The 11750-nt window shown below is 43.5% G+C and carries 12 protein-coding genes; 8 read left to right on the forward strand and 4 right to left on the reverse strand.

Going from position 1 to position 11750, the window contains the following annotated elements; all coding sequences use genetic code 11:
• Positions 1 to 3 precede the first annotated feature (3 nt).
• From CLV59_RS00960 to CLV59_RS28750, 4 genes are read right to left on the reverse strand one after another with little or no spacing between them, the layout of a single operon-like run.
• Positions 4 to 423, reverse strand: a complete 420-nt coding sequence (locus CLV59_RS00960; protein ID WP_111590134.1) for a hypothetical protein — start codon at positions 421 to 423, stop codon at positions 4 to 6.
• A 59-nt stretch (positions 424 to 482) separates the two neighbouring features.
• Positions 483 to 1649: a type IX secretion system outer membrane channel protein PorV gene (gene porV / locus CLV59_RS00965; protein WP_146616103.1), complete on the reverse strand. Its 1167-nt coding sequence runs from the start codon at positions 1647 to 1649 to the stop codon at positions 483 to 485.
• A gap of 31 nt (positions 1650 to 1680) precedes the next feature.
• Positions 1681 to 2187: a T9SS type A sorting domain-containing protein gene (locus CLV59_RS00970; protein WP_111590136.1), complete on the reverse strand. Its 507-nt coding sequence runs from the start codon at positions 2185 to 2187 to the stop codon at positions 1681 to 1683.
• 11 nt (positions 2188 to 2198) lie between these two features.
• Entirely contained in the window at positions 2199 to 2438 is a 240-nt protein-coding gene (locus CLV59_RS28750) for a hypothetical protein (protein WP_146616104.1), read from the reverse strand.
• Positions 2439 to 3212: 774 nt separating this feature from the next.
• Between CLV59_RS28750 and fusA the strand changes: the two genes are divergently transcribed.
• The 8 genes from fusA (at position 3213) to rplW (ending at position 11708) form a co-directional block, all read left to right on the forward strand.
• Positions 3213 to 5357 carry an elongation factor G gene (gene fusA, locus CLV59_RS00975; protein ID WP_211323697.1) on the forward strand — a complete coding sequence of 715 codons (2145 nt, stop codon included), beginning with the start codon at positions 3213 to 3215 and terminating at the stop codon, positions 5355 to 5357.
• A gap of 378 nt (positions 5358 to 5735) precedes the next feature.
• The gene (locus CLV59_RS00980; protein WP_111590138.1) at positions 5736 to 6539 is read left to right on the forward strand and encodes a glycosyltransferase; all 804 of its coding nucleotides are present in this window, start codon (positions 5736 to 5738) and stop codon (positions 6537 to 6539) included.
• 23 nt (positions 6540 to 6562) lie between these two features.
• Positions 6563 to 7333: a polysaccharide deacetylase family protein gene (locus CLV59_RS00985; protein WP_111590139.1), complete on the forward strand. Its 771-nt coding sequence runs from the start codon at positions 6563 to 6565 to the stop codon at positions 7331 to 7333.
• A 274-nt stretch (positions 7334 to 7607) separates the two neighbouring features.
• On the forward strand, positions 7608 to 8207 hold the full coding sequence (locus CLV59_RS00990; RefSeq protein ID WP_111590140.1) for a hypothetical protein: 600 nt from the start codon (positions 7608 to 7610) through the stop codon (positions 8205 to 8207).
• A 1391-nt stretch (positions 8208 to 9598) separates the two neighbouring features.
• The gene (gene rpsJ / locus CLV59_RS00995; RefSeq protein ID WP_012789286.1) at positions 9599 to 9904 is read left to right on the forward strand and encodes a 30S ribosomal protein S10; all 306 of its coding nucleotides are present in this window, start codon (positions 9599 to 9601) and stop codon (positions 9902 to 9904) included.
• Between the two features lie 194 nt (positions 9905 to 10098).
• Positions 10099 to 10716, forward strand: coding sequence for a 50S ribosomal protein L3 (rplC, locus tag CLV59_RS01000; protein WP_111590141.1), 618 nt, complete (start codon positions 10099 to 10101; stop codon positions 10714 to 10716).
• 1 nt (position 10717) lies between these two features.
• Positions 10718 to 11356, forward strand: coding sequence for a 50S ribosomal protein L4 (gene rplD, locus CLV59_RS01005; protein WP_111590142.1), 639 nt, complete (start codon positions 10718 to 10720; stop codon positions 11354 to 11356).
• 52 nt (positions 11357 to 11408) lie between these two features.
• On the forward strand, positions 11409 to 11708 hold the full coding sequence (rplW, locus tag CLV59_RS01010) for a 50S ribosomal protein L23 (protein ID WP_111590143.1): 300 nt from the start codon (positions 11409 to 11411) through the stop codon (positions 11706 to 11708).
• The last annotated feature ends 42 nt before the right edge of the window (positions 11709 to 11750 follow it).

Raw genomic sequence — 11750 nt, forward strand, 5'->3', positions numbered from 1 at the left:
TTTTTATTGGTTAGCAGGTTTTGGGGTCATGACTGGTTTGTTTGAATTGGCCGGCCCTGGAGGTGGCCCCTGTTGTTCTATAACTGGAGGTCGTGCATCAGTGGCAACAGGTTTAAATAACTGCTGGGCAGGAATTGTAGAGGTGGTACCTGGGATTTTTCCAGCAGCAGGATTTCCTGCCACAGGACTCTTATCCGAAGGATTCGCGGATACTGGTTTTGCACCTTGTGGAGACGGTGTGGTATAGGCGCGCTGTACGCCTGCTTGAGTCCCATTTCCTGGTTTAACCGGTAATGCTTCCTGTTTCGTTTTTACTACGGCTCCATCCGAAGTTTTGATCGGTACTTTTTGATCCTGTGCACTTGCGATGCCCGGCAGTTCTATTCCTGCAATAATTAGCAACAAAATGATTATTGGTTTCATATGGGGATGTTGTTTTTGCTGTTTAAAGTGATCTTGATTTACAGTTAAAACCCTTGGTATTATTGCTCTCCGCTAATATTGTATATCAATGAAAAGAGCAACGTTTTCTTGGTGTAAAGGCTACTACCTGTTGGAATCTGATAAGCCATATTTAGCTCTACATGCTCAAAGCGCAAACCTATACCACTGCTGAAATGTTGCCGGTAGCCCTTATTGGGATGCTCATAGAAATAACCCGTTCTCAGGAAAAGAATTTTCTTGTAGGAATATTCAATGCCGGAACCAATGGTGAATTCCCGCAACTCCTCTGTAAATCCGCCAGGGGCATCGCCAAAAGAAGAAAAAATAGACCCAACCACACCCCTGTTGGGATCTTGTCCTTTGAGGATAGTATTGGTAACCATACCATTGGAGTCGACTGCATATATAGGTGGAGTGGGGACCAGCAGCTTATTGATTTCTGCTGAGATGGTGAAAGTATGAGCGGTTGTATTAACGAAGGCATACCCGCCACCAATCCGCAAATTCATTGGCAGAAAGCTTTTGCGAACTTTATCATCTGTGTAGGATAACTTAGTTCCCAGGTTGGTAATACTTACGCCAAAACAGTACCTGTTGCCGAATTCCAAATTATCTGCACTATTCTGGTAGTAAAATCCAACGTCACCAGCTACTGCAGATGCCGGTTTTTGCTGAAGCCCATTGAAATTCCCCTGGCCTAGTTGACTGCGTATATACCTCAGCGATATAGCCAGAGAAGTACGGTGTCCCAACTTTCTGGCGTAACTGCCATCTACAGCATATTCTTTCGGGGTATAATCCTGGATGATAGTGCCATTATCATCCCGAAAGGTGACATTTCCATAGTTGAAATACTTCATAGACAGGCCAACAGCCTGGCTTTGCTCTTGTCCGAAATTTTTGAAAGCGGCTATATAAGCCATGTTGGACCGGCTGTTATTGATACCCCACATCCAGGGAGAATAGTTGGCGCTTACGCCCCAGCTGCCCGCAAATACGATCTTGGCGGCATTAGACCATAGGGCATTTACATCAGGACTTAAACCTGTGGCGGCATCTCCGGCGCCAGCGCTGCGGGCATCCGGGTTGACCAGCAGGAAACTCGCCCCAATGTCGGGCGGTCTTTGCTGACTTTTCTGTGCCATCATGATGGATGGTAGAAAGAGCATGCACACCAGCAAAATCAATACGTAACATTTTTGCATAATCAAGCTTTTTATTTGGAGTGCGATGAGGTTACTGGATAATGACTTTTTCGTAATAGATCGATTGTGCGATTTTAAATCGCAGCGTATAAATCCCTGCTGCAAAGCGATTAACTCCAATCACCATTGTATTTCGGCCTGCTCCCAAAGACTGCTGTTCGGTATACATAGTCTGCCCCGCAGTGTTGATGAGTTCAATTTGAACATAAGATGGGCCCAGTAAATCCAGTTGAATTTTCAGATTGGTGGAGGCCGGGTTGGGGAAGATGATATACCCTTTGACCAAATTGGCTCCTGGCGGGGGCGGGGGAAGCTCTTCTGGTTGCTGGAAGCCTTGTGTCAACAGCAGGTGTCCGTCCGTAATCATGGTTATCACCGGTTCCCCGATGGTATACTGCATCCGGAGAGTGCCCACAGTGCCGCTGCCACCGGAAGTGGCTACTACCTGCCTGTTGAGGACTACCTGCGCTTTTACACTGGTGATGGCTACTCCCAGCAACAAGAGTAGACACATACCTGTACGTGCTAAAACAGTCATAAATAAAATTGTTAATGTGTATTGTCGGAGTTTGGAATGGTAACTGTCTGGTTTGTAGATAATAAAGTGGATGCTGGTTGTTCAAGAAGGGTTATTAGCCTTTCCGTGGCGGCTACTACAGATCTTAGTAGCTCATTTTCTGCCTTAAGTGCTGTCGCAGATGTCTGATATGAGCCCTGGTGACGGGAATTCCGGAGTAATTGGTGGAGTATGTGGAGATCCTCCAGCATACTGAGTATTATACTTTCCATATCTCCGCTGTTGATTTAAAATATCCTTGCGCATATTTTTAGGGGATTGACCAACGTAAAGCCATTCTAATGCAGCATTGTGCATGAGTTAGTAATAGCCTTAGTCGGCATATACCAAGCTGGAGTAATCACAAAACCTGCATTCTTTTTTAGGCAGGAAATGATGAATACAACGTGGCTGGTACGGAATAAATAAATAGATCCTTCTGCGCAAGGATGTGTAAATGAAAAAATCTCGCGTGATTGCGCCTGGTGCCCCATGAATTGCGGTCGGCAATGAACAGTAACTATGGGGATGAATTGGAATTGCCTATCCTACAGAAATATAAGACCGATTTAGCATGAAAACCTGTTCTGTATTGATTTGGGATTTACTCTTCGATAAAGCTCTGCTGTTAATGGATAAGTATTAATTTTTCATGATTTTTCGGTTTTTTGATAAAGAACTGGACACCTGGTCACTTTGGTGTTAAAACATTCAATTTGAATTGCTTATCCGTGCTTTGGGGGATTACTACCTGTGCAATTGAACACCAAAAGCAACATAAATGTTCTCTAATGTATCGAATCATTTAAAAAGTTATCAGGAATAAGTGAAATTTGGCAGATATTTTTTCGATTCCGGTTGTTTTTGAAGGGCTGACGGCAGAGCTATTACGCCCGAAAAATCGTTAAAGAATAAATAACATTTTCGCAAAGGGAGGAGGTTTTATTTATTGCCGGAAAAAGATTACCTTTGCCCCCCAAATTGCATTATTTAGTCATTTTAATATTATGGCAGACTTAAAATTTCAAAGGAACTTTGGTATTGCGGCGCACATTGATGCGGGTAAAACCACTACCACAGAGCGTATCCTGTATTACACAGGTAAATCCCACAAGATTGGTGAGGTACACGAAGGTGCCGCTACCATGGACTGGATGGCACAGGAGCAGGAGAGAGGTATTACCATTACATCTGCTGCTACCACTTGTTTTTGGAATTTCCCAACTTTACAGGGTAAAGGTACTCCAGACACCAAGCAATATAAATTCAACATCATCGATACTCCGGGCCACGTGGACTTTACCGTTGAGGTAGAGCGTTCCCTGCGTGTACTGGACGGTCTGGTGGCACTGTTCTGCGCTGTATCCGGCGTTGAACCTCAGTCTGAAACCGTTTGGCGCCAGGCTAACCGCTACCGCGTACCACGTATCGGTTTCGTTAACAAAATGGACCGTTCCGGTGCTGACTTCCTGAACGTAGTTAAGCAGGTTAAAGAAATGCTGGGTGCTAACCCTGTTCCTTTAGTACTGCCTATCGGCGCTGAAGATACTTTCAAAGGTGTGATTGACCTGATCACCATGAAAGGTATCATCTGGGACGAAGAAGGTAAAGGTGCTACTTACCAGGAAATCGAAATCCCTGCCGACATGGTAGAGGAAGCGAACGAATGGAGAGCTAACCTGGTAGAAGCAGTTGCTGACTACGATGATAAACTGATGGAGAAATTCTTCGAAGATCCTAACTCTATCACCGAAGCAGAGATCCACGAAGCTATCCGTAAAGCAACTATCGATATCGCTATCATCCCTATGATGTGCGGTTCTTCCTTCAAAAACAAAGGTGTTCAGAAAATGCTGGATGCGGTTTGCCGTTACCTGCCTTCTCCAATGGACATCGAAGCAGTAAAAGGTACAAACCCTGATACTGGCGAAGATATCGAGCGTAAACCAGATGCAAAAGAACCATTTGCTGCGCTGGCGTTCAAAATCATGACCGATCCTTTCGTAGGTCGTCTGGCGTTCTTCCGGGCTTACTCTGGTCACCTGGATGCAGGCTCTTATGTCCTGAATACTCGTACCGGTAGAAACGAGCGTATCAGCCGTATCATGCAGATGCACGCAAACAAACAGAATCCTATCGATTTCATCGAAGCTGGTGATATCGGTGCGGCTGTTGGTTTTAAAGATATCAAAACCGGTGACACCCTGTGTGATGAAAATCACCCAATTGTCCTGGAATCTATGACCTTCCCTGAACCAGTTATCTCCATCGCTATCGAGCCTAAAACTCAGGCGGACGTTGATAAAATGGGTATGGCCCTCGCTAAACTGGTAGAAGAAGATCCTACCCTGAAAGCGAAAACCGACGAAGAAACTGGTCAAACAGTTCTCTCCGGTATGGGTGAGCTTCACCTGGAAATCATCGTTGACCGTATGCGTCGCGAATTCAAGGTAGAAGTTAACCAAGGCGCTCCTCAGGTGGCTTATAAAGAAGCCCTGACCGCTAAAATTGAACACCGTGAGGTATTCAAAAAACAAACTGGTGGTAAAGGTAAATTCGCTGACATCCAGGTAGAAATCAGCCCTGCTGATGCTGAATGGCTGAAAGAAAACGACGGTAAATCCTTCCAGTTCATCAACGACATCTTCGGTGGTGCTATTCCAAAAGAATTCATCCCTGCTGTTCAGAAAGGCTTCGAAGCTTCTATGAACCAAGGTGTTCTGGCTAACTTCCCGCTGGTGAACATGAAAGTGCGTCTGTTTGATGGTTCTTACCACAACGTGGACTCCGATGCTATGGCATTCGAGCTGTGCGCTAAATCTGCTTTCCGTGAAGCTGCCCGTAAAGCTAAACCAGTTCTGCTGGAGCCAATCATGAAAGTAGAAGTTCAAACCCCAGACCAATACATGGGTGACGTAACAGGTGACCTGAACCGTCGTCGTGGTATGCTGGAAGGTATGGACTCTAAAAACGGTGTTCAGGTAATTAAAGCTAAAGTTCCATTGAGCGAAATGTTCGGTTATGTAACTCAGCTGCGTTCCCTGTCTTCCGGTCGTGCAACTTCCATCATGGAGTTCTCTCACTACGCTCCAGCTCCAAACAACGTTGCTGAAGAAGTGATCGCGAAAGTTAAAGGAAAAGTAAACGCTTAATCACTAAGCGTCAACGAATAAGAAAAGGGTGTTCCTCTAAGGAACACCCTTTTTGGTTTTAAACCATCCCCATTTTAATAAAAGTATACCCTGAGTCAACCCTATTGTAAAATATCGGACAGCAGCCCCGAAAAGTATTCATCTCCCTATAATCCCCCTAAAATGGTATTGTCAATGCAGTAACTTTCTATATTTTACAGATAATAACCTGCAACTGTATAAATGCTTTTTGCCTGCCAGGGTTTTCGGTCTTTTCCGGGAGCCCTTTTTTTATTTTAGGAATAGAGGGTAAAACATTGTTGGTGCGTCTATAGGGATAGAAGTGTGAATTAGTGTTAAAATTAATACCTGTTTCGTTTACTGATAGCCGCCAGAACTATGTCATATACAGTAACATCATTACCTATAGTACAACAAGTAGTACAACAAGCACCTCCTGCAACTGTTATAATTAAGCCGGCAGAACCGGTTGTTCTTACTCCTGGCCTCGATCTGATTCTACCTTGCTGGAATCCATCAGGCCAGTGGGTGGAATCTTTAATCCAACATTACCACGAAGTAGTGGATATCATGGGCGCCGTTCCTATCCAGCTAATTCTGGTAAATGATGGCTCCCTGAAGAATTTTACTTCAAAACATATCTCCTGGTTGGAAGCAGCTATTCCAGGTATTATCATTGTGGATAACAAGATAAACCGCGGTAAAGGTTTTGCTGTCAGAGAAGGCGTAAAACGCTCTCAGCATGCCTTCCAGGTATATACAGACCTGGATTTCCCTTTTGGCATTCCTGCCGTCAAATCCGTCTACGAAGCCTTGCAAAAAGGAGCAGATGTAGTAGCTGGTGAAAGGGGAGACGCGTACCTGCGTGAACTGCCGCGCAAACGCCGTATCATCACCCGCATCAACCGTGCGATGAATAAATTCATCCTCGGTATGAAAGTGAGCGATGCACAGGCTGGACTGAAAGGTTTCAATATGATGGGCCGGGATATTCTTCTGGGTACCACCATCGACGGCTTTCTGTACGACAGCCAGTTTATGTATAAAGCCGGCAAACGCAACCGTCTGAAAATTGGAACGGTTCCTGTATTCTGCCGTCCGGGTATTACCTTCTCTGCTTTCCGCTTCAAACTGTTGCTGAAAGAACTGAAAAATTACCTCCAGATCATCAAAGGCGCATAGCCAACGTATAGCGGAAATATTATATGAGTCAACAGAAAAGGATATTGATTAGTGTAGATGTGGAAGAGTTTGATATTCCCGAAGAATTTGGGCGACAAGTATCCCTGCAGGATAAACTGGAAGTCTCCCGTCGTGGATTACAAACGACACTGGATATTTTTGAGAAATATAATGTCCGTGCCACCTTCTTCATCACTGCCTACTGGGCACAGCATTATCCTGAACTGATCCGCCGTATTGCAGCCCGCCATGAAGTGGCTTCTCATGCCTATTACCACAGCAGTTTTACGGACGCAGACTTGGAAGGGTCTCGTCTTGCCTTACAGGAAATCAGTGGGCAGCAAGTAAAGGGCTTCCGTATGCCTCGTTTGAGAGAGGTAAATATGGATGCCTTACAAAAGGCTGGTTATCAATATGATTCTTCTGTTAACCCTACCTGGTTGCCGGGTCGTTACAATAATTGGCATATCCCCAGAACGATGTTTCGCAAGGAAAATCTCTGGATTATTCCCAGTTCTGTATCGCCTATGGTGCGTTACCCCATTTTCTGGCTGAGTGTTAAAAATGCCCCATTGTGGGTGACAAGACATTTTAGTCGCCAAATCCTGAGGAAAGACCCCTATCTCTCTTTTTATTTCCATCCCTGGGAGCTTACAGACCTGCAAGGTTATAATTTACCAGGCTATATCAGCCGGGTAAGCGGGGAAAAGATGTGTCGCAAGCTGGAAGGATTTCTTGCCTTTTTACAAAAGAGGGGGAAATTTTGTGCGCATGCAGACATCATTCCCTCCTGATTTCATTATCTGAATAATTTTCTTGGTCATTCATTCAACAACATGAATGTTAAAACTGTTATGGAGGTTAAGTAGCTGAAAACAACTGCTTTACTGAAGACATTACACCGTCTGAAGTGCGGCATTTTAACAATTGGCTACAATTATTAGCAAAGTATACTGTACGGCAGATCCTGTGAAGAGCGAATGTGCGCCTATCTTATTTGATCCCACCTGCGAATAATTCCATCGTCTTTAACAGTCAACATGACATTCATTAATTAAAAATTAGACCATGAAGAAAATTCGTCTCCTCACCCTTTTCGTTTTTACCCTGATATTCGGTAGTGCCAGCGCTCAGATTCAGAAAGGAAATATTATGATAGGCTCAGATATTACCAGTCTGGGTTTAATATTTCAGAATTCCAGTACCACGTTCAATTTTAATCTGGATCCTAAGGTGGGCTGGTTTATCAAGGATGGACTGGCTATTGGCGGTTATGTAAATTTTGGATTACAGACCTCCAAGGGAGCTGGATCGGATGTCAATTATGGCGTAGGCGCATTTGCCCGTTATTATGTAGAGGATAAGAATGTACGCAAGCTGGAGTTCTCCAAGCGGGTACGGTTCTTTGCTGAAGCGAATGCTGGTTTTGCAGGGCGGAATCCTGCCAGTGGTGCTTCTACCAATGGTTTTAATATAGGTATTGGACCTGGTATTTCTTACTTTATTACACCGAATGTAGGTTTGGAAGGTTTATTCAAGTATGACCTGACAGTAGGTGGGGGTAATTCCACTACAGCGAATCGTTTGACTTTAGGTGTAGGCTTCCAGATTTTCCTGCCTAGTGCGAAAGCGAAGCAGTTGTACAAAGAGGAGCGCAATAAAAAGTAGTTGTTTAGTCTGTCATATTGAGATGGTCCTGGAGGTTTCTCTTCAGGACCATTTTGTTTAGGAATCCTTACTGGATAAGGATTGAACAGAATGAACAAGCAGGCTGGAGAATGAATATACTGAATGGATGTAATATCGCTTCCAGCATGTATTTTAGCGATATAGGCTCAAATTATAGTCTTGCATGGGATTGCCGAAAACCAAGAATAGAGTAGGCGAAATTTTAACTAAAATTGCTGTTACTATGCTTAACACAATTCTGATGGCAGTGATCAAATTCCTGAACACTGTAACTGGCGCTCTGTAAACCCTTACGGCTGTTAAATGATCAGTCAAAAAACTGGGAACGCCGAAAACCAGTAATAGAGTAGGCGCTAATATTAAATCCTTTTCACTATGATTCTGGATGCATTATATACCTTTTTAAAAGGTTTGGTAGCATTGCTGGTATCTACCTTGGGAGGGGTTTGATATACTTCCCACTGGGTTAAGCCGAAAACCAGGAAAAGAGTAGGCGTTCACAATGAAAATTAACTACTATGAATGCTCTGACACAATTGCTGCAAATGCTGATTGCATTGCTGAAGTCTTTACTGGGTGGTCTGTAATATAGGCTCCTGGATGTAAGAGGGAATCATAAGGTGCATAAGTATTCCCTTTTCAAAATCGATTAACCGCTGTGTGGCTAACACAGCGGTTTTTTTATTAGGATTACTTACCAGATGTGAATTTTATTTAATATTGAATAACCATGTAATCCTTTACTGTAGCGGAATGAACGGAATGAATAAATAGAAGTAAATGAACAAAATGAATGGATGTTAAATGCAGGAATGCTTTTATTTTCGGGTCCTGGTAAGAAAGTTACCCCTGGGTGGAGCCGAAAACCAGGCATAGAAGAGAGTAGGCACATTATTACCTATTAAAACCTTGTTTTATGGCATTATTGAATCAACTGCTGGCACTGATCTTAGGATTAGTAAACTCATTATTGGGCGGTATCGGTGGTGGTCTGCCTCTGTAAGAGGTGATCATGGGCTGATTTTTTGCTCTGGTTATTCCAAGGGCTGCTCCGGGAGAGCAGCCCTTTCTTTTTTGAAATATTTTTGAAAAAGGGAAAAAAATTTTTGGTTTTCTGTAGGAGGTTTGTATATATTTGTCGACCCGGCATGTTAACAAAACTTAAGGCCTAAGCTACACAAAATGAATGCTTTCTACCGGCCTCATCATGCTGGAAAATCCTCATAGCCCCACCTGCTGCGCTGCCAAAGCATGTCTTTTGTCAGTCATCTTATATTTTTTTCCGGAGAATTATTTGCCAAATAAAAAGAAAGGATTACCTTTGCCCTCCCAAATTGTAAAGGGAAAAAACAAAGAGAAGTTCATTGCATATGTCTCAGAGAATAAGAATCAAGCTGAAGTCCTACGATCATAACCTGGTAGATAAATCTGCTGAGAAGATCGTTAAAACCGTGCGTAACACGGGCGCCGTGGTAACAGGTCCAATTCCTTTACCAACAGAGAAGAAAATTTTTACAGTGCTGCGTAGCCCGCACGTAAACAAGAAAGCGCGCGAGCAGTTCCAACTGTGCACGCATAAGCGTTTACTGGATATCTACACTTCTTCTTCCAGAACTGTAGATGCACTCAGCAAACTGGATTTACCTTCCGGTGTTGAAGTTGAAATTAAAGCATAGGACAACAGCAAGGCTGGGCAAAAGGCCCGCCTTTAATTGATTTATGGTTACTCTGACTGAATATCAGTGAGTAACAATTTTAACATAATTGACATAGGTCGCGCCTTCTGGGCGGCCGCCCAATAAATGTATTTAAACCGCCCATCCTGGGGATAGCTAGAAATCCCCCAGGCGCTGGGTAAAATCATATAAAAATGAAAGGTATTATTGGTAAAAAGATTGGTATGACCAGTATCTTCGAGGAGAATGGTAAGCAGACTGCCTGCACCATTATCGAAGCTGGTCCCAACGTTGTAACACAGGTAAAAAACCTGGAAGCAGATGGTTACAATGCAATTCAGGTTTCTTTCGGAGAAAAGAAAGAGAAGCACACCACAAAAGCAGAATTGAATCACTTCGCGAAAGCAAGCACCTCTCCCAAACGTTTTGTTAAAGAATTCCGCAACCCGGATGTACAGAAAGCCCTCGGCGAATCTATCACCTGTGATATCTTCACAGAAGGTGAATTAGTTGACGTTGTTGGTACTTCTAAAGGTAAAGGTTTCCAGGGTGTTGTTAAACGCCACGGATTTAGCGGTGTGGGTGAAGCTACCCACGGTCAGCACGACAGATCCAGAGCTCCTGGTTCCGTTGGTGGATCTTCTTATCCTTCCCGCGTTTTCAAGGGTATGAGAATGGCAGGTCAGACAGGTAATGAAAGAGTGAAAGTGAAAGGCCTGAAAGTTCTGAAAATTTTCCCTGAAAAGAATTATATCCTGGTAAGTGGTTCCGTTCCCGGCCACAATGGTTCAATCGTTTTAATCCAGAAGTAACATGAAGATCGATATCTTAAATATACAAGGTAAGCAAACAGGAAGATCTATTGATCTGCCTGAGGAGATTTTTGGTGTTGAGCCTAACAACCACGTAATCTACCTGGCAGTTAAACAATACCTGGCTGCTCAGCGTCAAGGTACTCACAAAGTGAAAACCCGTGCTGAAGTAAAAGGTGCTTCCCGCAAACTGCACAAACAAAAAGGTACTGGTGGTGCTCGTAAAGGTAACATCCGTAACCCTCTCTACAAAGGTGGTGGTACCATTTTCGGACCAAAACCTCACTCTTGGGCTATTAAACTGAACAGAAAAGTAAAAGATCTCGCTAAGATCTCTGCACTGTCAGTGAAAGCTAAAGAAAACAGCATCATCATTGTTGAGGATCTGGCTATCCAGACTCCAAAAACAAAAGAATTCGTTGGTATCTTAAAGAACCTGAACATCAACGTTGACGGAAAGAAAACTATGTTTATCACTCCTGAGTACAACGAAAGTGTTTACCTGTCTTTAAGAAACATTCCTACTGTGGATGGAGCTATGCTGAGCGATATCAATACTTATGATATCATGAACAGCAACTTCCTGGTGTTCACAGAAAGCGCTGCTAAAATCTTCACTGAAGAGCCTGTAGAAGCTTAAGGAGTTGTAAACCAATTAAATAACACAGCTATAAAGCTATAAGCTATATAAGATGAGACCATCAGATGTTTTAATCAAACCGGTAGTAACCGAAAAGGTGAACAAAGCCACCGAAAAATTCAACCGCTACTACTTCATCGTTGACAAAAAAGCCAACAAACTGGAGATCAAAAAAGCAGTGGAAGAATTCTATGGTGTGTCTGTGGCAGATGTGAATACCGCAGTTATGCCAGGTAAAGCAAAATTCCGCTTTACTAAAGCCGGTTTCATTTCAGGTAAAAAACCGTCTTACAAAAAGGCGATTATTACCCTCGCAGAAGGCGAAACTATCGATCTGTATGCTAACATGTAGTGCCGTTCCGGCTGCATAAGCCGGGATGTGGATGTATATACA

This window comes from Chitinophaga dinghuensis, assembly GCF_003259435.1.
GTDB classification, from domain to species: Bacteria; Bacteroidota; Bacteroidia; order Chitinophagales; family Chitinophagaceae; genus Chitinophaga; species Chitinophaga dinghuensis.